We start from the raw sequence: 24859 nt of genomic DNA, 5'->3' as shown, positions 1-24859 counted from the left end.
CGGGTTGGCGGGTTTTCAGTCAGGAATCTCTTGCGCCAGACCCGGCGTTGGGGCGGGAGCCATGCTTTGGCGTTCCCCAATTTGCTGGCGCCACATGGCGTAATACAGGCCCTTTTGCCCGACCAATTCGTCATGGCTTCCGCTTTCCACAATGCGGCCACGCTCGAGTACGTGGATGGTGTCCGCATGCATGATGGTCGAGAGTCGGTGCGCAATCATGATGCTGATCCACGAGTGGCTGTTCGATAGCGCCCGGACTGTTTCGGTGACCTGTTGCTCGGTGAGAGAGTCCAGCGCCGAAGTGGCTTCATCGAATATCAGGAGGCGAGGCTCACGCAGCAAGGCGCGCGCAATGGACAGCCTTTGGCGCTCGCCGCCTGAAAGCTTGTAGCCAGATTCGCCTATCAGCGTGTTCAAGCCTTGCGGGAGCCGATCTATGATCTGCGCCGCTTCAGCCCGCGTCAGGGCCTGCACGATCTGTTCGTCGCTCGCCTCCGGGCGTACAAACTGCAGGTTCTCGCGCACGGTACCGGCAAAAAGCGTGGTTTCCTGCGTCACATAGCCGACCTGCCTGCGCGCCTCGTTGTAGCGCAGGCGCCGTGCGCTGATTTCATTGAATAGCACGGCGCCCTCGTCTGGCCTGTAAAGGCCTAAAAGCAGCTTGATCAATGTGGATTTTCCAGACCCGGATGGCCCCACGAAGGCCACCGTGTCCCCTCGCCGCGCGCTGAAACTTACCCCATCAATGGAGTTCTCCAGGGCTCCGCGGTGGCGAAACACGACTTGCTCAAAGCGCAAAGACTCTATGGGCCCCAGTTGCACCGCATCGGGCGGACGGCGCTCTACTGGCTTGGCCATCAGTTCTTCAAAATTAGTCATTGAGGAACTGGCCTCGCGCCAAGTGAGAATGATCGTACCCAACTCCTGCAAGGGCGCCAAAATGGCCACCGAGATGAACTGCATGGCGATCAGTTCGCCCGTAGAAAGCACGTCTCGAAAGATCAGCCACAGGAGCGTGAACAACACGGACAGCTTGAGTATGCTCAGCGTGGAGCCTTGCAGAAAGCTCAGCCACCGGATGCGCCTGACCTTGGTCATCTCGAGCGCGAAAATTTTCTCGGTCTCTGCCTGCATCCGCCGGATCTCCCTATAGGTCAGACCCAGGCTCTTGATGAGCGCTACGTTGCGCAGTGATTCTGTAATGAAGCCCGCATTCTTCGTGGTTTCCCGGTTGATCGAGCGTTGTTGCGTACGAATCTGCCGGCTGAGCAGACCGCTCAAGCCGCCCAGGACCAACAAGCCCACCAGGAACACGGGCACCAGCAACCAGCTTTTGGTCACGGCATACCAAAGAAGAAACCCAAGACCCACCACCGAGGCGTAGAGCACGTTGATGAAGGCGTTGATGAACCGTTCTGTGTCCTGGCGCACGCGCAGCAGAAGCGACAAGGTTTCACCAGATCGAACGTCCTCATACTCCTGAAAATTCAGGCGCATGGTCTGGCGCAGCCCATCATTGAATATCTGCGCGCCAAAGCGCTGAACCACCATGCGAGTGACATACTCTTGCAACGCTCGCGCGGCTCGTGAGGCCAGCGCTACGACGACTGCCAGCGCCAGAAGCGCCAAGGCACCGCGTACCAGTTCATCGTCGGGTTTGATCCCTTTCTGCGTCGCGTACTCATCGATGAGCTTGCCAAAGATAATGGGGTCAACCAGCGCAAGAATTTGACTGAGGCCCGCGAGCAGCAAAGCCATCGCGGCCAGCCGCCACTGAGGTTTGAGGTACTTCCATAGCATTCGCATGGCGTGATCATCCACGCCTTTGCGCGCGTGCGCTGTCAGACAGCGGAGTGTCCCTCGCGCTCACGACATCTCAGCTCTTGGCCGCAAGCACTTTCAGCAACCAGTCGTTGAGATCGCTCACCTCTTGAGCGCAAACGGAATGCGGCATGTTGTACTCATGCCACTCGACAGAGTAGTTCAGCGCCTGCAAGGCATCTCGCGAGGCCATAGCGCGCTGGGGGACGACGACCTCGTCTTGACGGCCATGTGCCAGAAATATGGGCACATCCGCATTCGCGCTGCTGCGCTCCGCAGACAAGCGGCTCGCGAGCGGCAGATAACCTGAAAGACCCGCAATGCCCGCCAGCCGCTCGGAGTAGCGCAGGCCGGTCAAAAGCGCCATGGCGCAACCCTGCGAAAAGCCTGCGATGACGATGCGTTCGGCAGGGATACCCCTTGCCGTCTCACGTGCCAGCACCGCCTCAATGGCGACCCGGGAACGGTGCAGCCCTTCCACGTCTTCCGTGGAGCGATCAGGAAATATGTCGTACCAGGCGGGCATGACATAACCGCCATTGATAGCCACGGGAATTTGCGGGGCGTTGGGGAAAATCCACCTCACCGGCCCCACCGCACTCAGATCGATCTCGCTCACGAACGGCGCGAAATCATTGGCGTCAGCACCCAGTCCGTGCATCACCACAATGGCGGCGCGAGGCTCTGGACCTGTATCGAACTCAAGGGTATGCAAGGGTGAAAGGTCTGTCATGGTAAATAGATTAATACCTATTGGTTTTCAAGGATGCTGGCCGTTCGCATTGAGGAATGGGTGGACGGCCAGCATCCCTTGATGGCAAGAGGGCAAAAGAAAAAGCAAGGGCTGATATTACGGGTGAACGCCGAAATGAATGCGCATTACTACCTTGGCATTCATTCATATCAGTCCCCTCGAAGAGTCATCCTCTCACATTACCAAACCGTAACCTAAGCGTCACCCCAAAACCTCATCCGCCTTTCTAGCATCGCACCCTGTCATCAGAGCTCGAAGCCACGCGCGCTTCGGCGCAAGAACAAGCCAGGATCAAGGGGATGCAATGAACAAGCGTATCGAGAGTGAATTCCGCACCGAGCGGAAGGGGTCATGCTTCTACAGTCGACCATGGGCCACCGTACTCGGAGCATGGCTGTCAGCTTCCGCGCTACTGGGTTGCGGTGCGTCCGACTCCCCTCCCCCCGTGCAACCCAAGACAACCGCAGCAGCGGCAGGTCACACAGACAAAAACGAAGTCAAAATTCAGGCGGCTTCAGCCCGCATGTTGGACATTGCGGCCGTCTCGGATCCGCAAGGCGTTCAAATGGCATGGGCGCCCGCACGTGTCGCCTTCAAGGAAGATCGCGTCACTTCCATTTCCGTGCCTGTGGCGGCCCGGGTACTGACCATTCAAGCGCACGTGGGAGACGTCGTCAAACAAGGTGATGTGTTGGCCACCTTGGTCAGTTCTGATGCATTGCGCACGCGCCACGAAATGGCTGCGGCCTTGACTGCGCAGGACGTGGCTGCAGCTGAAGAGCGACGCCAACAGACCATGGTCGACAAAGGCGTGGGAGTGGACGTTGAGCTTCGCGCCGCACAGGCACGCCTGCGTGAATCGACACAGGAGCTGAGCCGCGCAAGAGGCACCGCAGCCTTGCTTGGCGAAGGAGGCGGCGACAGGCTGGTGGTCCGCGCACCCCGTGCAGGTGTCGTGGCCGAAAGAAAAGCCATCCTTGGCGGGGCAGTTGAACCCGGCGCGGAATTGTTCTCAGTGGGGGATCCACAAAGCCTGAACGTCGTTGCTGAGGTGTTCGAAAGCGACATGCCAGGTATTCGCAAGGGCAGCGCAGTGGAGGTGATCGTCTCCCAATTGCCTAAGCCCCTTACAGGCAAAGTGCTCTACCTCGGAGCCACCATGGACAAGGATTCACGGCGCGCCAACGTGATCGTAGGTCTTGATGCGCAGGACGCAGCGCTTCGCCCCGGCATGCATGCACGGGTAGGCATACAGGTGTCCAACCAGAACCAGATGTTGATTCCCGTGACGGCAGTGCTTATCAAGGACGAGAGCCGCAGCGTGGTGTATGTACAGCGTTCAGAAGACGTGTTTGAAGCCCGCACCATTGAGCTGGGCCAGCCCACGCGCGGTTTGGTGCCCGTGATCTCCGGCCTCAAGCCAGGAGAAAAAATAGTGGTTAAAGGCGGCATGCTCCTCGACGGTGCAGCCGCTCAGTTGCTCTGAACGTAGCGAAGGAATTGACGGAATGCTGCGTTCTCTGATTGCGTTCGTCGTGCACAGGCGCATGGTCGCCTTGTGCGCCACCCTCGCCATAGCTGTCTTCGGCGTTTACGCGTACTTGCATACGGCCATCGAAGCTTACCCTGACGTCACGAACGTCCAGGTCGGCGTGATTGCCCAGGCACCCGGCCTGGCCCCGGAAGAAGTTGAAAGGCAGATTACCCAGCCTTTGGAACGGGCGCTCAATGGGACCCCAGGCCTGGCGTCGCTTCGTTCGGAGAGTTACTTCGGGCTCGCCATGGTGAACCTGGTCTTCGATGACCACGCCAAGAGCTTCACGGCACGCGCCGAAGTGGCCCAGCGCCTGCCGCAAGCCGATCTTCCGGAGGGTGTGACGCCTGAGATGGCACCAGATTACACGCCGCTTGGCAAGATTTTCTACTACCAGCTCAAAAGCGACCGCCACACCCTCGCCCAACTTCGAACGGAGCAGGAATGGCATGTGGTGCGCGTGCTCAAGCAAGTCCAGGGCGTGGCAGACATTGTCAGCATAGGCGGGTTTGTCAAGGAGTTTCACATAGAGGCTGACCCAGACAGGCTCTATGCGATGGGCCTCACATTGGACGACGTGAGCGAAGCGATTTCCAAGTCCAACCGAAACGTGGGTGGCGGCCTGATGCGACGTGGAGAGCAGTCGCTCATCATCCGCGGTATTGGACTGCTTCGCACGCCGCAGGACATACAGACGGTAGTGATTGCTCTGCGTGGCGGTGCGCCCGTGACCGTGGGAGACGTGGCGCGCGTATTGCAGTCACATACACCGCGCCAAGGCTCAGTCGGCCAGGATGAGCACGATGATGTGGTGCAAGGCATTGTGCTGCTCAAACGCGGGGAGAACCCTTCTGTCGTGCTTGATGCCATCCACCTCAAGGTCGATGAACTCAACAGTGGCGGCTTGCCCGAAGGCATGAGCATGGTCACCAACTACGATCGATCCGATCTGGTCGGCCACACTCTGGCCACTGTGCAGCACAACCTCTTGTTCGGTGCCACATTGATCGTGGGCGTGCTTTGGCTCTTCCTGCGCAGCCTGCGTGGTTCGCTGATTGTGGCCACGGTGATACCACTTTCATTGCTGACGGCATTCATAGGGCTCTACCTGCTGGGCATGCCTGCCAACCTCATCTCCATGGGCGCAATCGATTTCGGGATCATGGTCGACGGAGCGGTGGTTCTCGCAGAAAACATCATTCGAAACGCGCGGCTTCGCAAGCCTACCAACCGACGCGAGATGAGAGAGATCATCATCGACTCTGCGGTCGCGGTGGCCAAGCCAACCTTGTTCGCGATGGCTATCGTGATTGCCGCTTTGATTCCCGTGTTTTCTTTGCAAAGCATCGAAGGCCGCATCTTCCGCCCGCTGGCCATGACCTACAGCTTTGCATTGCTGGGGGCACTGGTGTTTGCATTGGGCCTGGTGCCGGCGCTGTGCGCCATCTTCCTCAAGCCCAAACACGTCATGGTCGATGAGCCCAAGATCTTTGACAAAGCTCATCACGGCTATCAGCACTGGATAGGCGCTGTACTGGGCACGGGGCGCAAGCGTGCCGGCGTGCTCATCGCATCCTTGATCATTCTGCTCATAGGTGGCGTTTCAGCCAAATTCCTGGGTACAGAATTCTTACCCGCACTTGATGAAGGCGACGCCTATGTGCTGGTGCAAATGCCGGCATCCATTTCGCTAGAAAAAGGCCAGGAAGTGCTGCGCGATGTGCGTATGCGCCTCAAGGCTTTCCCGGAAGTGATCTCGGTCACCACCGAGCAGGGCCGTCCTGAATCCGGTACAGACAACGAAACGCTCAATCTGGCCAAGGCACTGGTGCGGCTGAAACCGCATGGGGAATGGCGCAAAGGCATGAGCAAGCCCGAGCTGATCGAGCAAATGCGCGAAACGCTGGGCGAGATCCCAGGGGTGGCGTTCAACTTCGCTCAACCTATCCGTGACAGCGTGGAGGAATCGACGTCTGGCGCACGCGGACAAGTGGTGCTGAAGCTCTTCGGGCCCGACATCACGCAACTGCGCCAGATCCTTCAAACCACCTTGGCCGTTGTCAAGAATATTGAAGGGGTCGTGGATCTGGATCTCTACCGCGATGCCCCTGCCCCGCAGGTGCATGTGGAATTTGATCGCCGTGCCCTGGCACGCCAGGGTATTGCCATGGAGACCGCCCAAAAGACACTGGCCGGCGCGTTGGCAGGCGATTTGGCTACCACGCTGTGGGAAGGTGAATACCCCGTGCCGGTGCGCGTGCGCCTGCCCTACATAGACCGCATGGACGAGGAACGCATACGCAACATCGCCATACCTCTTCCTGATGGTGGCTCCGTGCCCCTGCATGCGGTTGGAACGGTCAGCGTCAAGATTGGCAACTCTTCCATCTTCCGTGAAGGCAACGCGCGCTACATGGCGCTCAAATTCAACGTGGAAGGTCGCGACATCGGTTCGGTCGTCAAGGAAACCTTTGCCTTGTTCAACCAGAACGTGAAGCTGCCTGAAGGCTATCAGGCCGTCTGGGGCGGTGAATGGGAAAACCAGCAGCGCGCTGCTGCGCGCCTGAAGGTGGTGGTGCCGCTGTCCTTGCTGGTCGTGTATGCCTTGTTGTTTGGCGCATTGGGTCAAGCGCGCAGCGCGGGTGTCATCTTGCTTTGCGCTCCCTTCACCATGGTGGGCGGCCTTGCCGCACTACATCTGGCGCGCATCGACCTGTCCATCAGCGCGGCCATTGGCTTCATTGCGCTGCTGGGTCAGGTAGCGCTTGCAGGCTTGTTGGTGATTTCCGCCGTCGAGGAGCTGCGCCGCCAGGGGATGCCCCTGATGCAAGCCCTGGTGGAAGGAACGGCAGAGCGCATGCGTTCTGTAGTGCTGGTGGCTTTGCTGGCACTGCTGGGACTGTTGCCAATGGCTCTGTCTACAGGCGTGGGCAGCGAAACACAGCGCCCCTTCGCCTCCGTGATCGTAGGTGGCATGGTGATCCTGCCGATAGTCGCGCTTGTGCTGCTGCCCGTGCTCTACGCCATGTTGGGCCCCCGAAACATGATGACGCAAGAAGAACGTGATGAGGCTGCTCAGAATGATTGAAACTCCAACCCCCATTGCAAGAAAGACCCAGTCTGAACACAGCAGATTGGCGCGCGCCAACCAATTGTTGGGCGTGTGCGCAGCGGTTGTCGTGGCCTGGGGCTTGAGTGCCCCCACGAGCTTCGCGCAATCTGCCCAATCTCCGCAATCACCCCAAGCGCCGGCCACGCTGCAAACAACCTCTCTCATGGCCGATCTGTCACCGGCACCGCAACATCCGGTGACGCTGGAGGAATACCTGCGTCTGGTCGTGCGCAATCAGCCCACGCTGGCCGCGGAGCAAATGCAAATAGGCCTGGCCCGCGCGGACTCCAGAACCGCGCGGGCATTCCCTAATCCGTCTGTATCGGTGTCCAGCAAGCCCGGTGAGCGGGAATGGAGCGTGCAGCAGCCCTTGCCTATCTTTGGACAACGCAGCGCCCGTATTGAAAACGCGCGAAGGGGCGAGGTTTCCGCCGCTGAACATGCACGTGCGGCGGTGGCCACCACCTTGGATGATGCCGCGCAGTCCTTCAATGACCTGCTGATAGCGCAGCGCCGCCTCGTCATTTGGCAGGAAGCGTCCGAGGAGCTGAACAAGGCCGGACGCATTGTGCGCGGCCAGATAGAGGCAGGCGCGCGTAGCCGCTACGACGGCGCGCGCCTCAGTCTGCAGCAAGCCAGAATGGCCATGGAAGTGGCCAAAGCAGACGCCGGCATGCAGGAAGCGGCCTCTCGCGTGGCAGCGCAGGCGGCTTTGCCCGGCTGGATCCCCCGCGTTGAAGGCAGTTTGCATTCCGGCGATTTACCCCAGGCCAATGCATTCGATAAATTGTGGGAAACCGCAAGGCTGCAGTTAGCGCCCTTGCGCGCGGCACAAGCAGATTTGGACCAGGCCAGACACAAGGTCGAATTGGCTCGTCGTGAAGCCTTGCCCACACCTTCAATAGGCGTCACCAGGGTCACTAATCGCTTTGATGGCAGCTACACCCAACTGGGAGTATCCGTCGAGATCCCCTTGTTTGATCGTCAGCGCGGAGCAGTAGACCGCGCTTCAGTGGAAGCAGAACAAGCCAGTTTGCGCCGAGACGCTGCCGTATTGGCCGCGCAGTCTGAGCTTCGCACGGCCTTGCAGCAATTGATACTCAGGCACGCCAACGTAACGACCTACGAGCGCGAGGGCCTGGCTCAAATTGCACCGCTGCGCCAGATGGCACAGGACGCTTATCAGCTCGGTCGAGGCGGCATCCTGGATCTCATCGACGCGCTGGAGTCCATTACCGAACACCGTGTGGAGTACCTGGATCTTGTCAAGGATTTGCTGGACGCAGAGTGGAAACTTCGCGTGGCCAGTGGCAATTTGCCCGACATACGCCCTTGAGTCGCGACACAGGCTTAACGCAGGCAAGGCAAGATGTGCTGGATCTTGGATATAGTGGCCGCATACCACGCGCTTTCTCCGCCTTACGCTCTACGTCTCGCAGCATGTACCGTTACCTGATCATCGAAGACGACGTCCTCAACGCACGCTACATCGCGGAAGGCCTGCGCGAACAGGGCGCGCAGGTAACTGTATGCGGCGAAGGCGTCCAGGGCATTGCCCTGGCTGTCGGAGAGCAATGGGACGTCATCATTCTTGACCGCATGTTGGCCAACGGATTCGATGGCCTGCAAATTCTTCAGACCTTGCGCTCGCTCGGAAAACAAACTCCTGTGCTGGTGCTAAGTGCTCTGTCAGCCACTGACGAGCGAGTCAAAGGCCTCAAGGCGGGCTGCGACGACTACCTGACCAAGCCATTTGCGTTCTCGGAACTCTCCGCGCGCTTGGAGGCGCTGATGCGGCGGGCGCGTATTCCCGCGCCCGAGCGCGATTTGCGCGTCGCCGACCTGCGGGTGAACCTGATGGCCCGCAGTGCCGAGCGCTCGGGCCAACCCCTGGCACTACAGCCACGAGAGTTTCGGCTGCTGAGTTTTCTGGTGCAACACGCCCATCAGATTGTCACGCGCACCATGCTGCTTGAGTCCGTATGGGACTACCGCTTCGATCCTCAAACCAATGTGATCGACGTTCACATCAGCCGATTGCGAGGCAAAGTGGACAAAGGATTCCAGCCCTCTCTTATCCATACCGTGCGCGGGGTGGGCTACAGCTTGACCGACCAGCCTCAGTCATTGCCTCTGGGTGTTTGATGGCACGTTTGCGTCCCTGGAGTTCGCTGGCATTCCGCCTGGCCTTGAGCTACAGCGCCTTATTGATTTTGACGCTGACGACTGTACTGGCGGTCTTTTATGTACAAACCGTGGGCGTGCTGCACCTGCGCGCCGACAGGCAAGCTGAGAATCATCTGCGCCGCCTGCTGGATAAGCACACACAATACGGCCAGTCTGCACTCGAAGACGAGATCCGCTGGATGCTGCAGGACGGCCAGGACACAGACACTGAAATTGTGATCTTGTCCGACGCACAAGGCCAAGTTCTCATGGGCAACGCCAAGGCCGAACCCCTGCGCAAACTGAGCAGCATGGGCGTACGGGACTTGAAAGTGCGACGCGGCGCGGAGGTGGCATTGGCTCGCGTAGCCGTGGCCGAGCTTCCCAATGGCCAAGTACTCGCCGTGGGCAGCGACCTGCAGGCTGTGCACTATATGGAAGAGCTTATCAGCCGTGCATCCCTCATGGCAGTTTGTGTGGCTTTGATCCTGGCGGTAGCCGGAGCGCGCATCTTTCGGCGTTTGGTGGGCGACCGAGCATCCGAAATCCGCTCTACGATGGCCCGGGTCGCCGCAGGAGATCTGCGCCAACGCATTCCTGAGGGGGGACCGGAAGACGAGTTTACCCAGCTGAATCGCGATATCAACAGCATGCTGGACCGGCTGGAACAGCTCATGGAAGGTATTCGCCATGTATCCAACACCATTGCACACAACCTGCGAACCCCGCTGACCCGGATGCTGCTGCAACTGCGCAACGCGCAGAACGCGCCAGCATCCGAGCAAAGCGCCACCGTGCAACGCGTTGCGCAGGAAGTCGAAGAATTAGGCGTGATCTTCGAAAAGCTTCTGCAAATCGCTGAAGTGGAAAGCGGAACCAGCCGCAACAGCTTTGCGCAGGTAGACGTGCGAGCACTGCTGGTAGATCTGGTCGATCTGTATGCACCTGTCGCGGAAGACGGTGGCGGCAGTTTGCGTTCGGAAATTATCGGATCCCCCGTCGCACTGGGCGATGGAGACCTGATTGCCAGCGCGGTGGCCAATCTTGTCGACAATGCGCTCAAGTATGGAGGAGTGCAAAGCGCCCACGCTACGCAGGCGCCTGCAGCCGACATCGTTCTCAGATCCGCGCAAGCTCCTGAGCAAGGGCCTGGCAGCCCTCTTGGCGTGGAAATCGTGGTGCGCGATCACGGAGCCGGCACCGATCCGCAGGTGCTGGAGAAAATGACCACCCGCTTCTATCGGGCCCGATCGGACCAGCAGGGGTATGGCCTGGGGCTCTCCAGTGTGCAGGCCATCGTGCAGCTTCATGGAGGTCGTCTGGAATTCCAGAACGTTTACCCAGGATTACAGGCCAGAATCTGGCTTCCTGCCGTGCCTGATGCCCACCCTTCCAGCTGAATACCCCTCCGCCATCCGCACTTCTTCGGTGGGAACCAAGCCGCCATCGCACCTATAAAACCGTTGTCTCAAACGGCCACTGTGATGCTGTGCTGAAAAAATTGGCTACTCAGCGCAAAATCCCCTCATGACAAAACCGCTGAAAGACATCGCTTTTTCCATGCTCGACCTGGTGGCCGTGCGCGAGGGAGGCACGGTTGCCGACGCCTTGGCCGTGGCGCTGCGAACCGCTCAACATGCAGAGCGCCTGGGCTTTACGCGCTATTGGCTGGCCGAGCATCACAACATGATGGGGATTGCCTCATCGTCAACCGCTGTGTTGATCGGACACATAGCCGGAGGCACCAAGACCATTCGTGTGGGCTCAGGAGGCATCATGCTGCCCAACCACGCGCCCCTGGTCGTCGCTGAAGCATTTGGCACGCTGGCAGAACTCTATCCAGGCCGTATTGACCTGGGCCTGGGAAGAGCCCCCGGGACCGATCAAATGACCATGCGCGCACTGCGGCGCAATCGGGTCGAGACCGCAGACGACTTCCCCCGCGAGGTCACTGAGCTCCAGCATTTCCTGGATGTTCCCGCGCCCAATCAGAAACTGATTGCCAACCCCGGTGCAGGCACTCGGGTGCCTCTCTGGATTCTGGGCTCAAGCCTGTTTTCAGCGCAACTGGCTGCGGAGCGTGGGCTGCCGTATGCCTTTGCTTCTCACTTTGCACCCGCACTGCTCCTGCAGGCCGTCGATCTTTATCGGCGGTACTTCAAACCTTCGGCGCAGTGCGAAAAACCTTACGTCATCATCGGTGTGCCGCTGGTCGCCGCGCCTACGGACGCCGAAGCCACCTATCTGGCGAGCAGCGTGTTCCAGCGCGTGCTGGGTATTTTGCGCGGCGCACGAGGCAAATTGCCCCCACCCATTGAGCACTTTTTCGAGCGGCTCAGCCCGCAGGAGCAAGCTGGCATTGCGGACTTCCTGTCTTGCGCCGTGGTCGGCGGGCCCGAGACTGTTCGCTCGGGCTTCGAGTCCTTGGCAGAGCAAACGGGTTGCGACGAAATGATGCTGGTCTGTGACGTGTTCGACCCCACCTTGCGCCTTCGCTCCCTGGACATCGCCATGTCCGTGCGCAATGGTGAATTGGTTCCCGGCACAGCGACAACACCATGATCGGCCTGCTCGGGCTCGCGTGTCTCAGCTCGGTTTTTCTGGTTACCGGATGCTCGGTGGCTGGTGCAGCTGCGGGTGCGGCTATCAGTGTGGGCGGCGCCGTGGTGTCGACCGGCGTCGTCCTTACAGGCAAGGCGATAGGCGCTGGAATCGATGCCATGTCCTCCAGTGGAGAGCCCCCTGACCATAGTGGCATTGTCGTGCGCGAACGCATCACCGACACTCCAGGCCCTTGCCGTCCAGACGTAGGGGACACCGTCAACCAGGCCCCTTGCACGTGATGTTGACGACAAAGGCATTCAGGTTCGGCGCAGCCAAGCCTGAGACGATCCCGACGCCCCGCCTCGCAAAGCCCTCGGCACAGGCCTCATGAGCACGCGCATGTGCGGCTAAAATGTCCGCCCTTCTCCTGAATCCGAAGCGCTCAAGCGTAATTGGCATGGACTATCCCGGTAATCTTTTCGTTGTCGCCGCGCCCAGCGGAACGGGCAAATCAAGCCTTGTGAAAGCCCTCATGGAGGTCGACTCAGGAGTTGCGCCCTCTGTTTCTCACACCACGCGGGCACCACGCGGTCAGGAAATGCATGGCCGTGAATACTTCTTTGTGCAGAATTCCGAATTTGACGCCATGGTCGCCGCGGGCGACTTCCTGGAATGGGCTCATGTCCATGGCAATCGCTACGGAACCTCCCGTCAAACCATTGAGCAACGCATTGGCGGGGGTGGGGACATCGTCCTGGAGATTGATTGGCAAGGCGCATTGCAGATCAAGCGCCTGTTCCCCAACGCCATCCTCGTTTTCGTGTTGCCACCCAGTCTGGAAGAACTGCGTGCAAGGCTGTTGCGGCGCGGAGAAGACTCCCCAGAGGTGATTGAGCTCAGGCTCAATAATGCCCGCCTGGAGGTGGCTCAGGCCAGCAGTTTCGATTTCGTTATAATCAATGAGATATTTGAACGCGCACTCTTTGACCTCAAAGCCATTGTGCACGCGCAGCGCCTTAAGTTCAGCGCGCAGAAAACGCTTCGCGCTGATACGTTCAAGGCGCTCAACATTACCTGATCCCGGAGTACTACAAGATGGCCCGCATTACCGTTGAAGATTGCCTTGAGCAAATTCCTAATCGTTTTCAGCTTGTGCTGGCAGCCACCTACCGCGCTCGCATGCTGAGCCAAGGCCACACGCCAAAGCTCGAAACCCGCAACAAGCCTGCCGTTACCGCTCTGCGCGAGATTGCAGCAGGCAAGGTCGGGATTGAAATGCTCAAGAAAGTTCCTTGAGCGCCTGAGACGGCATTAAAGAACTTTCGATCAAAAGGCGCTCCAAGGAGCGCCTTTTTCATTGCAGGGCCAACCCGCTTTGACCATGGGCGCAATCCGTCAATCCGGATGCACGGCGGAAAGCACCGTCTTCTGGCGCTCAACCTGTGAGCCTGCAAGAACTGCATTTTTCTTCAACGCCGCCGAGACTCGAACTGCACTGAAAATGGCCAGGAATGGCGCAACCGCCAACACGGAAAATAGCCACCATGCGGCACTGGATGTTCCCTGGATTCCGCCGGGTTGATTCAGTCCTCCCATATTGGCGAGCATGCCCGCCAGCGCAGACCCCAGAGCAGTCGCAAAGAGTTGCACGGTGGTGATCGAGGTTGCGGCGGAGTCCTGGTCCTTCTTGGGCGCCACCTGCACGACCCGAGTCAACAAGTGGGGCCAACCCAGCCCGATGCCGAACCCGACCAGGACGAGCCCCAGGCATATCAAACCCAATACCAGCACCTTACCGGGCGCGTGCATAGGCACACTAAAGGCCAGCAGCCCCATGCCTGCAAAAACCAACACCGGTCCGATGACAATGCCACGCTGGACAGCCCGCCCCTTCCATCCGGAACTCCATATCTCCGATACGGTCCATCCCGCCGCCATGAGTGCGGCCAGATAACCCGATACCAAAGGCGTCTGAGCATGCAGTACCTGCAGGAAATAAGGCACAAAGGTTTCGCTGGTCATGCCCACGACCAGCAGCCCGATGGTGATGTACAGGGGAAGTAATGGTGAATGCAGGCGCAAGGCGTTCTCAGGCAGCAAGCGCGTCTTGCTGACCAGCTCCCTGCGCACCAGGAGAATGAACAAAACCAGGGCGGTCAGCACGCCGCAGACGTTCCACAGGGGATCTGGCGAGATACTCCCCGCACTGACGGCCAGGACCGCCGCCGTCAACATAACAAGCTGCACAAATGGCAGTTTGTCGGCGTGCTCAACCCCCTCTCGCTGACGAGCGGGCAACACCAACCACACCCACAGCACATACGCCAAGGTCACAGGCACCAGCGAGCCGAACGCGGCGCGCCAAGCATCCATTTGAGCAAACACACCGCCCACTGCCGGGCCCAGCAAGGTGGCCACGCCCCACATGCCGGAGATCAGCGCCATGGCTCTGGGCCACAAGCGCTCATCAAACACCGCATAAATCATGGCGTAGCAAAGCGCGAACAGAAATCCGCCCCCAAAACCTTGCAACGCTCTGCCCATCAGCATGGTGGGCATATTGGGTGCCAGAGCGCAAAGCATGCTGCCCGCAATGAAAACCACTGCAGCAGTGGCATAGGCCCCCCGAGATCCTGCCGCAGCCAGCAACTTGGCTGTCAGAGCTGAACCGAGTATGGAGGCCACAACGAAGAGTGTGGTGTTCCAGGCGTAGAGCTCCAGACTTCCGAGTTCTTTGACTACCGACGGAAGCACCGTGGTGGCGATATAGATATTGATCGCGTGCAATGCCACTCCTCCTGACAACGCCACGGATCGCCCCAGATTTTTCCCGGAGAGCAGATCTCCCCAGCTTCCTTCTTCCCCAGACATGAAACCTCCAAGCCAGTAACTAACTCGCGCACCTCGTTGCCCACGAAAGCTGAATGCGCTACATTAATAAAACAAGTTTATTCTTTGTATATTAGAACTCGGATCAATAATTTGTCAAGCAAACACTTGGAATATTCAAAGGAATCAGCTTCGTCTACGGCCGAGCGCCTGCTTCACCTGCTCAAGACACGCGGGCCCCAGCAGGCGTCGGATGTGGGAGACAAGCTATCCATGACTGCTGAAGCGGTGCGCCAGCAATTCACCAAACTGGCCGCTGCAGGCCTGGTGGAGGCTTACTCTCAAGTCAAAGGAGTGGGTCGACCCAGCCAGTTCTGGAAACTGACGCCCAAGGGACACCAGCGTTTTCCGGATACCCATTCAGAACTGACAGTTCAGTTGCTTGATACCGTTCGCCAGGCATTCGGTGAGCAAGCGATCGACCGTCTCATCGACATGCGTGAGCAAAAAAGCCGCGAGTGGTATCTGCAGGAGCTGCGCGATGCACCAGATTTGCCAGCGCGGGTGGCTCGTCTGGCTCAATTGCGCTCGAGCGAAGGCTACATGGCGGAGTACGAAATTCTGGAGGACGGCAGCATACTGTTCATCGAAAACCATTGCCCTATTTGCGCTGCAGCCACGGCCTGCCAAGGCTTTTGCCGCGCCGAGCTCGCCATATTTGAGCAAGTGCTACAGGCACAGGTAGAGCGGGTAGAACACATACTCCAGCAGGCGCGCCGCTGCGCCTACAAGATCACGCCCGTATTGAATTGAAGGCGACTGGCGCCAACTGATCAGGCCGAACGCCTTGGGATATTCAGCCCCGAGCTTCGTGCTCGCCCACGCTTAAATCAGAGGGCGTTTTCCTTCCGCAAGAATACAAACCATGCCCACCGCCCTGCTCAGCCTCCTTGCGCCCTGTCCCACATGGACCGTCCTGACCGGTGCGGGTCTCAGCACAGGCAGCGGCATTCCTGACTATCGCGATGAACAAGGTGCCTGGAAACGCCCTTCTCCGGTCACCTTCCAGGACTTCATGGGCAGTGTTGCCGTACGGCAGCGCTATTGGGCCAGAAGCCTTATTGGCTGGCCCGTCTTCCGCCAGGCTCTGCCCAACGCTGCCCACCATGCCCTCGTACAGCTGGAAGGGTTGGGGCGCGTCTCGCAAATCATTACCCAGAACGTGGACGGCTTGCATCAACAAGCCGGTAGCCGCCACGTCGTTGACCTGCATGGCCGCCTGGATACTGTGATTTGCATGCAGTGCTCCGCGCGGTCCAGTCGAGCGGACTGGCAGAACGCGCTTTTGCAAGCGAATCCGCACTGGCATGCCCAATCTGCCAATGCCGCCCCAGATGGAGATGCAGATCTCGAAGGTGTGGACTTCTCGATTTTCGTGGTACCGCCCTGTTCTCAGTGTGGCGGGATTATCAAGCCTGACGTTGTTTTTTATGGGGAAAACGTGCCCGTGGCCAGGGTGAAGGCGGCCATGGAGCACCTACAGGGCAGCGACGCTCTCCTGGTGGTGGGCAGTTCCCTGATGGTCTACTCTGGTTTGCGCTTCGTACATGCCGCCAAAGCCCGGCAGATACCTGTGGTCGCCATTAACCTGGGGGTGACGCGCGCAGACGCCGAGCTCGATACCAAACTTCAAGCGCCATGCGATCAAGCTCTATCGCAACTTGCCCTTCACCTTGGCACGGCCACCGATTCAAATCGGTGAATGAAAGCGTGTTCATGAATTGGCGACACATGGGCGTCATATTTCACATTCCAGAAACTTTTGTGCGTAAAGCGACTGCGTAGACAACTCGCCGGTACCTAGACTTCGTAAAGCTTTCTAGGAGGAGACCCATGGGTAAGTCAGCTGCTCGCAATATGTTTTCCCGTCGTTTGGCTCTGGGCATTTCCGCCTTGCTCCTGACTTGCACCACCTCAGCGCAACCCCAGACAGCGCCCCCGAGCACGGCATTTCCACCCACGGCCCAGGTTGCCAATGCAAACCTGGTGCTCAATGGGGTTGGCACTCGTTATAGGGTGGTGTTCAAGGTCTACGACATGGCCTTGTACCTCCCACGCAAAGTGGGCACTACCGAGGAAGTGCTGGCCTTGCCAGGCCCTAAAAGAGTCGATCTGGCCATTCTGCGTGAGGTCACCAGCACAGACCTGGGCCTGGCCATGGTCAAGGGTATGCGTGCGAACGCCACCAAGGATCAAACCTCCCGCCACCTGATGACCATGACGAGATTGATCGAGATCTTTTCCAGTCGCGGCAAACTCGTGGCGGGGGACCGGATAAGCCTGCATTTCGTACCCAGCAAGGGTTCTCTCTTCTTTGTAGGTGATGAACAACAAGGCGCTCCATTGGGTGACGCAGAGTTTTTCTCCATGGTGCTGAAGATCTGGCTGGGCGACTCACCGGCAGATGCCCAGCTCAAGGATGCGTTGCTGAACCGTTAGGCACAATCCCGGCATCGGCCCGCACCCAGCGCGCGCTATGCGCTCACAAGGGGTGCCGGACTCGCCGGACGCCGCCCTGAGGCATGGCGCGCGTGGTAGGCTTGGGCTGTGTCCGCGTCTCCAGGGACTTTGCTCAAGAATCCGACGACGCGCGATTAAGATGACGAGCCCTCGATCCTCCCCAATTCAGCAAATCATTTGAATTTTCGGAGTTTGGCCCATTCTTGGGAAATAGTTGCTTCATACGGTGGTCTATGGCAGACCAGCCACTTTTCTCTCATGGTCAGTGTGCAACGATGACTACTTCGGGATATGCACTTTTATGCAGCATTTGCACGTTTTTTGCGCAACCGGGTTAAGCTAAGGGCATGAGTTCGGTGCTATCGACCCACACTATGCCGTCTGGCCCCTCTCCTTCCCCTCAAATAGCCGCGGCCAATGCCGCAGCTGCAAGTTTTGCGGCGCTGGAGGCCAAGCTGGACTATCTCGACGCGAGTGACGTTGAGCAGGTTCGCCGCGCCTATCGTTTTGCCGACACAGCCCACTTAGGGCAGATTCGCCACAGTGGCGAACCCTACATCACACACCCTATCGCTGTGGCCGCTCAATGCGCCGAGTGGAAGCTGGATGCCCCCGCTCTCATGGCAGCCTTGCTGCACGACGCCATGGAAGACTGCGGCGTGACCAAGGCTGATCTGGTCGAGCAGTTCAGTACCACCGTGGCGGAACTGGTAGATGGTCTTACCAAGCTGGACAAGCTTCAGTTCACCACGCGTGAAGAAAATCAAGCCGAATCATTTCGGAAGATGTTGCTTGCGATGGCGCGCGATGTCCGGGTCATTCTCATCAAGCTGGCCGATCGGACGCACAACATGCGCACCATGTCCGACATGCCGCGCAGCAAATGGGCACGTATTTCCACTGAAACCCTGGAGATCTACGCGCCCATCGCTCATCGCCTCGGTCTGAATCAGACCTACCGCGAACTGGAAGACCTGGCGTTTCGCCATCTCAAGCCCTGGCGCTACAGCATTCTCTCTAAGGCGATTGGCCGCGCACGCCAGCGTCGCCGCGACTTGATTCAGAAAGTCCAGCACGAAATTGAGTCCGCGCTGAACGAAGCGGGCTTGGTCGCGCGCATCGTCGGTCGCGAGAAAGCGCTCTATTCCATCTACACCAAGATGACGGAAAAGCACCTGTCTTTTGCGCAGGTGAATGATCTCTACGGCGTACGCGTGATCCTCTCGAGCGTCATCAACTGCTACACCGCGCTGGGCTTGCTGCACCAACTCTACAAGCCAGTGCCGGGGCGATTCAAGGATTACATCGCCATACCCAAAGTCAATGGCTACCAATCCCTGCACACAACCCTCGTAGGTCCAGCCAGTGTCAACATGGAGTTCCAGATCCGCACCGAGCCGATGGACCTCGTGGCCGAGTCCGGGGTGGCTGCGCATTGGCTCTATAAAGCGGGGGAAAATGAACGTCCGCAGGGCGAACAGCTGGGCACGCAATGGCTGCAGTCCCTGCTCGACATCCAGGACGAAACACGCGACGCCACGGAGTTTTGGGACCACATCAAGGTGGATCTTTTCCCCGACGCCGTGTATGTGTTTACGCCCAAAGGGCAGATCATGGCGCTGCCGCATGGGGCTACCGTGGTGGACTTCGCCTATGCCATCCACAGCAATATTGGCGACCATATGGTGGCGGCCAAAGTCAACGGTGAACAGGTGCCGTTGCGCAGTGAGCTGGCCAACGGTGATGTGATTGAAATCATCACCGCACCCGTGTCCGCACCCAACCCGGCGTGGCTGGGCTTTGTACGGACGGGGCGCGCTCGCTCCAGCATTCGGCACCACCTGAAGACCCTGGCGCACAACGAGTCCAGCCAACTGGGTGAAAAATTGCTGGCGCAGGCATTGCGGGCAGAAGGCCTTGACCATCTGCCCGGGCTGGAGCCTGTAGACAAGCCTATCTGGGAAAAACTGCAGCGCTTTACGGGCAACCGGACACGGGAAGAACTTCTGACCGACATCGGCCTGGGAAAACGCAGCGCCAACATGGTAGCCAAGCGCTTGGTCACCATGCTGGCCGCGCAGGGCCACAAACCCGACGCCCTGCTTCTGACCCGCGAACGCTACACAGCGCATGAAAATCTGTCGCAGGGCGCAGTCATGCTGGATGGTGGCGAAAACACGTCGGTCAAATACGCCACATGCTGCCGCCCCATCCCTGGTGATGGCGTGCTCGGCTACCTGGGACGGGGAGAAGGCCTGGTCGTGCATACCGATGAATGCGCCGTGGCACGCCGACTGCAGCACAAGGATGCAGAACGGTTTATCACCGTAGCCTGGGCGGACGAACCTGTACGGGCTTTCGAGGTCGGGCTTGTGGTCACCGTCGTCAATGGAAAAGGCGTGCTAGCCCGGGTTGCAGTGGCTCTGGCGGAAGCTGAAGCGGACATCATCCACTTGGGTATGGCAGACGAGGCCGCCCAGGATGCCATTGATCTGCGCTTCGTTATTACCGTGCGCGACAAAGCTCATCTGGACGCAGTGCTGCGCAATTTGCGCCGCACTCATTCAGTCCTCAGAGCTTCCCGCATCACGCCTGCTGCACACTGAGCTCCAGCACCGTATCAAGCTCTCGATAGGGGGCGAAGCACCTGCTTGGCATGCGCTTTTAAAAAACGCGTCGTTCTGGCGTGGCTGACTAGACACCAATGCGCCGTCACTGCCAGAGGTTCTCAGGTTCTTCACCCAGGAGCGTCGGGTGCGGGGTAGCTCACGCTCAGAACTTCGATTTCTCGCTGTCCTGCGGGCGTTTCCAGCTTCAAGACGTCGCCTATGCGTGACCGCAAGAGCGTCCGGGCGATGGGGGAAACCCAACTGACCTCCCCGAGTTGGCTTTGTGCTTCATCAATGCCTTTGATGGTTACGGTGCGTTCCTTGCCGTCGTCCTCCACGTAAGTGATGGTCGCTCCAAAGAAAACCTGTTCTCCGCCGTAATGTGCGCTAGGGTCTGTGACTTCGGCAATCTCCAGGCGTTTGGTCAAGAAGCGAACTCGCCGGTCGATTTCACGCAGGCGCTTTTTTCCGTAGAGATAGTCCCCGTTTTCAGAACGGTCCCCATTCTTGGCGGCCCAATGCACAGCCTCCACCACTTTGGGACGCTCGTCATCCAATAGGGTCAGCAGCTCGTCACGCAAACGGGCGTAACCCTTGGGAGTCATGTAATTGCGAGTACCCGCCGGCAACGGGGGCTGTGAGCCGCCTGCGTCGTCGTCATCCTCGTCTGCGTCGGATTCTCGTGTAAATGCCTTGCTCATAGTTTCAAACAATAACACCCCCAGCCTTTCCCACAGCCAGCGCCCTCATGTGCATGAAGCCGCACTGAAAGCACTCATTTTTCCGGTGGTAGTGACGTAAACCCTTATCCGTGGGAAAATAGCTCCTTTGCCCCTGCCATCGCGCGGGCTGGCAGGCTTTGCTCTTATTACAACCTATGACGACATCTACCCTGCATCCCATGCTCAACGTGGCCGTACGCGCCGCGCGCGCCGCTGGCGCCATCATCAACCGTGCCGCGCTCGACGTGGAAGCGGTTCGCATCTCCCAAAAGCAGGTCAATGATTTCGTCACAGAGGTTGATCACGCGAGCGAAGCAGCCATCATTGAGACGCTGCTCACTGCATACCCCCAGCATGGCATCCTGGCCGAAGAGTCCGGAAGCGCCCACGGCAACCCGAAATCTGACCACATCTGGATCATCGATCCGCTGGATGGCACCACCAACTTCATTCACGGATTTCCTGTCTATTGCGTCAGCATCGCCCTGAGCGTGCGCGGACGTATCGAGCAGGCGGTGGTCTATGACCCCTCTCGTAACGATCTGTTCACCGCTACCCGCGGGCGTGGCGCCTATATGAATGATCGGCGCATTCGTGTCAGCAAGCGCACCGAGATGAACCAGTGCCTGATCTCCACCGGATTTCCTTTCCGCAAGGGAGACGATTTCCCCAAGTATCTGCGCATGATGTCCGATGTCATGCAACGCACCGCCGGACTGCGCCGCCCAGGGGCTGCTGCGCTTGATCTGGCCTATGTGGCTGCTGGCTTTACTGACGGTTTCTTCGAAACAGGTCTCAAACCCTGGGATGCAGCCGCAGGCTCTCTTCTGGTGACGGAAGCCGGCGGCCTGATCGGTAACTTCTCTGGCGAATCCGAGTTTTTGGAAGCCGAAGAGTGCCTGGCCGCCAGCCCACGCATCTACGCCCAGCTGGTGGCACTGCTGCGCCAATACTCCAAGTTCCAGGGCGTTGCCCCCCGAGGCACCATCTCCAGCAGAGCCGAGCAAAATGTGGAGACACAGGAGCCAAACCGTGGAACCGAGCCGACATGATGGCAGGCCAAGCAAATGGCGAAGCTGCTGAACACCCAGAACAGGTAGAAGAGCACCAGCCTCCGGCCGAGGGCGTGCCCTTTCCCCGCGCTGTTCGCAGTTTCGTCACCCGCGCCGGGCGTGTGACCACCGGGCAGGCCCGCGCTTTGGCTGATCTGGGCCCGCGCTACATCGTGGCCTATGACCCTGGCACACCTGATCTGGTTGCGGCGTGCGCTACGTCGGCCCAGGCGCAGGGGAAAACCTACGAGAAGACCGTTCTGGAAATCGGTTTTGGAATGGGCGCCGCCACGGCGCATATCGCTGGTTTGCAACCAGACACCTTGTTCATCGGCTGCGAAGTCCATGAACCGGGCGTAGGCGCCCTGCTGAAGTCGATGGGCGAGCAGAACCTGGACAACATTCGCATCCTGCAGCACGATGCCGTGGAAGTGCTGGCGAAAATGATCGCGCCCGCCTCCCTGGACGGCATTCATGTGTTCTTCCCAGACCCCTGGCACAAAAAGCGTCACAACAAGCGGCGCTTACTTCAAGCACCGTTTGTTCGAGAGCTTGCCACCCGTCTGAAGCCAGGCGGCTATATCCACTGTGCCACCGACTGGGAACCCTACGCGCAGCAAATGCTGGAAGTGCTTGGCGCAGAACCATTGTTAGCCAATTCGGCTGAAGGCTATGCTGCAAAACCAGAGTACCGCCCTCTCACCAAATTTGAGCTTCGGGGATTGAAGTTGGGACATGGCGTGTGGGACTTGGTGTTTCGCAAGGTCTGATCAAGACTCTCCGTTTGTTCACGCCGCATGGTCGAGACAGCGTTCCTGCAGTCGACTCAGCGCAAGGTAAAAGGCCAGCCAAGTGCCATGCTTTAATTGGCTTCCCCTGAATCTCGCGCCCTCTCGTCTACCTATGGCCGGCCCCTTGCCAACACGGAGCGCTCAGCCCCGCATTTCAATGCCCCCCGAATGCGCCTGCGCGCGCTGCCGGGTAGGCCGGCATAGCGAAGGGAATGCCTGCTGATGGCCCACGCCGCGCGCCCTTTCAATTTACCCTTGCGTGACGGTGTGAGTGCCAGCACGGTGGCCATACCCACTGCCTCGTGGCCTACCGTACTGGATTTCCTCTCGGAGCGCTTTCCTGTTTTAACTCGAGACGATTGGGCAGCGCGGCTGCTTGCAGGCGAAGTGGTGGGCGATGATGGGCAGGCCGTTGCAGCCACTGCTGCGTGCCAGCCTGGACAGCGCCTGCACTATTACCGCAGCCAAACCAATGAGCCTGAGGTCTTGCAAAGCGAAACCATCGTTTTTCAGGACGAATGGCTGGTGGTGGCTGACAAGCCGCATTTCATGCCAGTCATCCCTGGCGGACCTTATCTTCACAGAAGCCTGGTGGTGCGGCTGAAGCGTCGGCTCGGTCTGGAGCACTTGAGTCCGCTTCACCGCATCGACCGGGAAACCGCAGGTTTGGTCGCTTTCGCTGTTCAACCCGCCACTCGTGCCTCATACCAGGCATTGTTTCGAGATCGCAAGGTGGACAAGGTATATGAAGCTGTGGCGCCGTTCAGGCCAGAACTTGCGCTGCCTCATACACACATCAGCCGACTGGAAACTGATCCTGAACGCTTCTTTCTGTCACGGGAAGTGGCGGGCGAAGCCAATAGCCACACACGCATCGAACTGGCTGCAGTGCGGGGTGAGCATGCCCATTACAAGCTGCGCCCCATCACAGGACAGCGCCACCAGTTGCGCGTGCATATGGCCGCGCTGGGCGTACCGATTTTGGGTGATGCTTTTTACCCCCGAGTGTTGCGGGGTCCTGGCGAGCCCGACGATACAGAACATCCGCTGCAACTATTGGCCAGTCAATTGGCTTTCAATGACCCCATAACCGGACAACGCCGGGAATTCACCTCAGGCTTGAAGCTGCAACAATCAGGTATCTGAACCATGCAATCTGAAATGAACCTGGCCTCGACACTCTTGCCTGCCGATATGCGCGTCCTGGAGCGTGGCTGGCTCTCTTCAAACAATATCGTTTGCCTGGGCGACGAGCCGTGCGTGATCGACACCGGCCATACCAAGCACGCCGGTGAAACAGTGACCTTGTTGCGCGATGTACTCGGCGACCAAGCCTTGGTCACCATCGCACACACACACCTTCATAGTGACCATTGTGGCGGCACAGGTGCGCTTCAGGCAGCGTGGCCGGATGCTTCTACCTGGGTGCCGCTGCCGTCCTTGTCTCATGTACAGACTTGGGACCAGGATGCCCTGACTTTTGGCGGAACGGGTCAGCGCTGCGATGTGTTTACGGCCAGCGACGCCTTGATTCCAGGCAATACGGTGCGATTAGGTAACCATCATTGGGAGATTCACTCTGCACCCGGACATGATGCGCTGGCCGTTCTGTTGTTCGAGCCCGAACACGGCCTCTTGATCTCTGGCGATGCCATGTGGGAGAGTAGTGTTGGAGTCATCTTCCAGCACATAGAGGGCACAGGCAGTTTCGACACGTATGCGGATACGCTTGCGCTGATCGAGAAGCTGTCACCCAGGGTAGTGATTCCTGGACATGGAGCGCCCTTTGCCCGGGATGACGGTGCCATTGATGCCGCCTTCGCCTCAGCTCGCAAGCGGATAGAGTATTTCAAAGATAACCCGGCTCAACACGCGGCGCATGCAGCCAAGGTGATGATCAAGTACCAGATGATGGACTTCGAGACTCTGCCGCGCGCGGAATTCGACGTCTGGCTGAACTCGATGCCTTTGCTGGCGGTACTGCATCAGCAGCATCGCCCTGATGTGCCCTGGAACGATTGGCTGGAATCAGTATTGGAGCCTATGTTCAGCAAGGGCGTGCTGCGGCGCAATGCCACGCACGTGATGAACGGTGACTGAATGGCTACTAATTACCTTCTGTGATTGCATTGAGGTCGGAGGCCGGGGAGTGCGCCCGGCAGCGCAGCCACCTTCTTTTGCTCCGCCAAAAGAACCTGGCGCAAGAAAAGGCGGCCCCACTGTCCGTGACCCTGCGCTGCGCTCCGGGCAACCTGTGGTGCTCAGTCCAGGGGCGGCGCGGCAGAACTCACTTCTTTCGCTTCGCTCTCTACGTTCAAACAGCTGCCGCAAGCTAGATCACGAAGCAAGAGCATCTTGCAGTGCTCTTGCCCGCCCCTGGCCCTGCGCTCCTCGGCACGGCCAAA

The 24859-nt window shown here is 58.9% G+C and carries 21 protein-coding genes; 17 read left to right on the top strand and 4 right to left on the bottom strand.

All coding sequences use genetic code 11. From position 1 onward, the window contains the following. Positions 1 to 15: 15 nt before the first annotated feature. Together ABIE13_RS01125 and ABIE13_RS01120 are read right to left on the bottom strand one after the other, a co-directional pair. Positions 16 to 1806, bottom strand: a complete 1791-nt coding sequence (locus ABIE13_RS01125) for an ABC transporter ATP-binding protein (RefSeq protein ID WP_354440398.1) — start codon at positions 1804 to 1806, stop codon at positions 16 to 18. A 70-nt stretch (positions 1807 to 1876) separates the two neighbouring features. After that, positions 1877 to 2554: an alpha/beta hydrolase gene (locus ABIE13_RS01120; protein ID WP_354440397.1), complete on the bottom strand. Its 678-nt coding sequence runs from the start codon at positions 2552 to 2554 to the stop codon at positions 1877 to 1879. A gap of 325 nt (positions 2555 to 2879) precedes the next feature. Here ABIE13_RS01120 and ABIE13_RS01115 point away from each other — a divergent pair, with 325 nt between their 5' ends. The 9 genes from ABIE13_RS01115 (at position 2880) to rpoZ (ending at position 13227) form a co-directional block, all read left to right on the top strand. Further along, positions 2880 to 4061, top strand: a complete 1182-nt coding sequence (locus tag ABIE13_RS01115; protein WP_354440395.1) for an efflux RND transporter periplasmic adaptor subunit — start codon at positions 2880 to 2882, stop codon at positions 4059 to 4061. Between the two features lie 22 nt (positions 4062 to 4083). Continuing rightward, positions 4084 to 7197, top strand: coding sequence for an efflux RND transporter permease subunit (locus ABIE13_RS01110; protein ID WP_354440394.1), 3114 nt, complete (start codon positions 4084 to 4086; stop codon positions 7195 to 7197). 187 nt (positions 7198 to 7384) lie between these two features. Further along, on the top strand, positions 7385 to 8557 hold the full coding sequence (locus ABIE13_RS01105; RefSeq protein ID WP_354441220.1) for a TolC family protein: 1173 nt from the start codon (positions 7385 to 7387) through the stop codon (positions 8555 to 8557). 104 nt (positions 8558 to 8661) lie between these two features. Then, on the top strand, positions 8662 to 9366 hold the full coding sequence (locus ABIE13_RS01100; RefSeq protein ID WP_354440392.1) for a response regulator transcription factor: 705 nt from the start codon (positions 8662 to 8664) through the stop codon (positions 9364 to 9366). Beyond that, positions 9366 to 10787 carry a HAMP domain-containing sensor histidine kinase gene (locus ABIE13_RS01095; RefSeq protein ID WP_354440391.1) on the top strand — a complete coding sequence of 474 codons (1422 nt, stop codon included), beginning with the start codon at positions 9366 to 9368 and terminating at the stop codon, positions 10785 to 10787. Before ABIE13_RS01100 ends, ABIE13_RS01095 begins: the two co-directional genes overlap by 1 nt. A gap of 127 nt (positions 10788 to 10914) precedes the next feature. Then, positions 10915 to 11949: an LLM class flavin-dependent oxidoreductase gene (locus ABIE13_RS01090; RefSeq protein WP_354440389.1), complete on the top strand. Its 1035-nt coding sequence runs from the start codon at positions 10915 to 10917 to the stop codon at positions 11947 to 11949. Next, positions 11946 to 12230, top strand: coding sequence for a hypothetical protein (locus ABIE13_RS01085; RefSeq protein WP_354440387.1), 285 nt, complete (start codon positions 11946 to 11948; stop codon positions 12228 to 12230). Before ABIE13_RS01090 ends, ABIE13_RS01085 begins: the two co-directional genes overlap by 4 nt. Before the next feature lie 158 nt (positions 12231 to 12388). After that, positions 12389 to 13009, top strand: coding sequence for a guanylate kinase (gmk, locus tag ABIE13_RS01080; protein WP_354441218.1), 621 nt, complete (start codon positions 12389 to 12391; stop codon positions 13007 to 13009). 17 nt (positions 13010 to 13026) lie between these two features. After that, positions 13027 to 13227: a DNA-directed RNA polymerase subunit omega gene (rpoZ, locus tag ABIE13_RS01075; RefSeq protein WP_354440386.1), complete on the top strand. Its 201-nt coding sequence runs from the start codon at positions 13027 to 13029 to the stop codon at positions 13225 to 13227. A 99-nt stretch (positions 13228 to 13326) separates the two neighbouring features. On the opposite strand, the gene ABIE13_RS01070 is transcribed toward rpoZ, so the two are convergent. Then, entirely contained in the window at positions 13327 to 14802 is a 1476-nt protein-coding gene (locus tag ABIE13_RS01070; protein ID WP_354440384.1) for an MFS transporter, read from the bottom strand. Positions 14803 to 14928: 126 nt separating this feature from the next. Between ABIE13_RS01070 and ABIE13_RS01065 the strand changes: the two genes are divergently transcribed. From ABIE13_RS01065 to ABIE13_RS01050, 4 genes are all read left to right on the top strand, one after another. Continuing rightward, a complete protein-coding gene (locus ABIE13_RS01065) occupies positions 14929 to 15573 on the top strand; it encodes a helix-turn-helix transcriptional regulator (protein WP_354440382.1) in 645 nt (214 codons plus the stop codon). Positions 15574 to 15685: 112 nt separating this feature from the next. Continuing rightward, positions 15686 to 16522, top strand: coding sequence for an NAD-dependent protein deacetylase (locus ABIE13_RS01060; protein WP_354440381.1), 837 nt, complete (start codon positions 15686 to 15688; stop codon positions 16520 to 16522). 131 nt (positions 16523 to 16653) lie between these two features. Continuing rightward, on the top strand, positions 16654 to 17259 hold the full coding sequence (locus ABIE13_RS01055) for a chalcone isomerase family protein (RefSeq protein WP_354440379.1): 606 nt from the start codon (positions 16654 to 16656) through the stop codon (positions 17257 to 17259). Positions 17260 to 17627: 368 nt separating this feature from the next. Beyond that, entirely contained in the window at positions 17628 to 19886 is a 2259-nt protein-coding gene (locus ABIE13_RS01050; RefSeq protein ID WP_354440377.1) for a RelA/SpoT family protein, read from the top strand. 131 nt (positions 19887 to 20017) lie between these two features. Here the strand turns inward: ABIE13_RS01050 and greB are convergent, their stop codons facing one another. Then, positions 20018 to 20590, bottom strand: coding sequence for a transcription elongation factor GreB (gene greB, locus ABIE13_RS01045; protein WP_354440375.1), 573 nt, complete (start codon positions 20588 to 20590; stop codon positions 20018 to 20020). 176 nt (positions 20591 to 20766) lie between these two features. Between greB and ABIE13_RS01040 the strand changes: the two genes are divergently transcribed. The 4 genes from ABIE13_RS01040 to ABIE13_RS01025 all read left to right on the top strand — a co-directional run bounded on the left by ABIE13_RS01040 (position 20767) and on the right by ABIE13_RS01025 (position 24554). Next, positions 20767 to 21663 (top strand): inositol monophosphatase family protein, encoded by an 897-nt coding sequence (locus ABIE13_RS01040; protein WP_354440373.1) that lies wholly within the window; start codon positions 20767 to 20769, stop codon positions 21661 to 21663. Continuing rightward, positions 21663 to 22433, top strand: coding sequence for a tRNA (guanosine(46)-N7)-methyltransferase TrmB (gene trmB, locus ABIE13_RS01035; RefSeq protein ID WP_354441216.1), 771 nt, complete (start codon positions 21663 to 21665; stop codon positions 22431 to 22433). The genes ABIE13_RS01040 and trmB overlap by 1 nt, the downstream gene beginning before the upstream one ends. A 243-nt stretch (positions 22434 to 22676) precedes the next feature. Further along, on the top strand, positions 22677 to 23600 hold the full coding sequence (locus tag ABIE13_RS01030) for a pseudouridine synthase (RefSeq protein ID WP_354440371.1): 924 nt from the start codon (positions 22677 to 22679) through the stop codon (positions 23598 to 23600). A gap of 3 nt (positions 23601 to 23603) precedes the next feature. Beyond that, the gene (locus ABIE13_RS01025) at positions 23604 to 24554 is read left to right on the top strand and encodes an MBL fold metallo-hydrolase (RefSeq protein ID WP_354440369.1); all 951 of its coding nucleotides are present in this window, start codon (positions 23604 to 23606) and stop codon (positions 24552 to 24554) included. Positions 24555 to 24859: the final 305 nt, after the last annotated feature.

The sequence above is a fragment of the Ottowia thiooxydans genome, assembly GCF_040548795.1.
GTDB lineage: Bacteria > Pseudomonadota > Gammaproteobacteria > Burkholderiales > Burkholderiaceae_C > Ottowia > Ottowia thiooxydans_A.
The sequence above is the reverse complement of the archived record's forward strand: the minus strand, read 5'-3'. Positions and strand labels throughout refer to the sequence as shown.

What these genes read in the sequence shown, in the direction of transcription:
- ABIE13_RS01030 (WP_354440371.1), top strand. Translation starts at nt 22,677, where the DNA reads ATGGCCCACGCCGCGCGCCCTTTCAATTTACCCTTGCGTGACGGTGTG.
- ABIE13_RS01040 (WP_354440373.1), top strand. Translation starts at nt 20,767, where the DNA reads ATGACGACATCTACCCTGCATCCCATGCTCAACGTGGCCGTACGCGCC.
- ABIE13_RS01050 (WP_354440377.1), top strand. Translation starts at nt 17,628, where the DNA reads ATGAGTTCGGTGCTATCGACCCACACTATGCCGTCTGGCCCCTCTCCT.
- gmk (WP_354441218.1), top strand. Translation starts at nt 12,389, where the DNA reads ATGGACTATCCCGGTAATCTTTTCGTTGTCGCCGCGCCCAGCGGAACG.
- ABIE13_RS01090 (WP_354440389.1), top strand. Translation starts at nt 10,915, where the DNA reads ATGACAAAACCGCTGAAAGACATCGCTTTTTCCATGCTCGACCTGGTG.
- trmB (WP_354441216.1), top strand. Translation starts at nt 21,663, where the DNA reads ATGGCAGGCCAAGCAAATGGCGAAGCTGCTGAACACCCAGAACAGGTA.
- ABIE13_RS01055 (WP_354440379.1), top strand. Translation starts at nt 16,654, where the DNA reads ATGGGTAAGTCAGCTGCTCGCAATATGTTTTCCCGTCGTTTGGCTCTG.
- ABIE13_RS01110 (WP_354440394.1), top strand. Translation starts at nt 4,084, where the DNA reads ATGCTGCGTTCTCTGATTGCGTTCGTCGTGCACAGGCGCATGGTCGCC.
- rpoZ (WP_354440386.1), top strand. Translation starts at nt 13,027, where the DNA reads ATGGCCCGCATTACCGTTGAAGATTGCCTTGAGCAAATTCCTAATCGT.
- ABIE13_RS01125 (WP_354440398.1), bottom strand. Translation starts at nt 1,806, where the DNA reads ATGCGAATGCTATGGAAGTACCTCAAACCTCAGTGGCGGCTGGCCGCG.
- ABIE13_RS01120 (WP_354440397.1), bottom strand. Translation starts at nt 2,554, where the DNA reads ATGACAGACCTTTCACCCTTGCATACCCTTGAGTTCGATACAGGTCCA.
- ABIE13_RS01025 (WP_354440369.1), top strand. Translation starts at nt 23,604, where the DNA reads ATGCAATCTGAAATGAACCTGGCCTCGACACTCTTGCCTGCCGATATG.
- greB (WP_354440375.1), bottom strand. Translation starts at nt 20,590, where the DNA reads ATGAGCAAGGCATTTACACGAGAATCCGACGCAGACGAGGATGACGAC.
- ABIE13_RS01095 (WP_354440391.1), top strand. Translation starts at nt 9,366, where the DNA reads ATGGCACGTTTGCGTCCCTGGAGTTCGCTGGCATTCCGCCTGGCCTTG.
- ABIE13_RS01105 (WP_354441220.1), top strand. Translation starts at nt 7,385, where the DNA reads ATGGCCGATCTGTCACCGGCACCGCAACATCCGGTGACGCTGGAGGAA.
- ABIE13_RS01070 (WP_354440384.1), bottom strand. Translation starts at nt 14,802, where the DNA reads ATGTCTGGGGAAGAAGGAAGCTGGGGAGATCTGCTCTCCGGGAAAAAT.
- ABIE13_RS01060 (WP_354440381.1), top strand. Translation starts at nt 15,686, where the DNA reads ATGCCCACCGCCCTGCTCAGCCTCCTTGCGCCCTGTCCCACATGGACC.
- ABIE13_RS01100 (WP_354440392.1), top strand. Translation starts at nt 8,662, where the DNA reads ATGTACCGTTACCTGATCATCGAAGACGACGTCCTCAACGCACGCTAC.
- ABIE13_RS01115 (WP_354440395.1), top strand. Translation starts at nt 2,880, where the DNA reads ATGAACAAGCGTATCGAGAGTGAATTCCGCACCGAGCGGAAGGGGTCA.
- ABIE13_RS01085 (WP_354440387.1), top strand. Translation starts at nt 11,946, where the DNA reads ATGATCGGCCTGCTCGGGCTCGCGTGTCTCAGCTCGGTTTTTCTGGTT.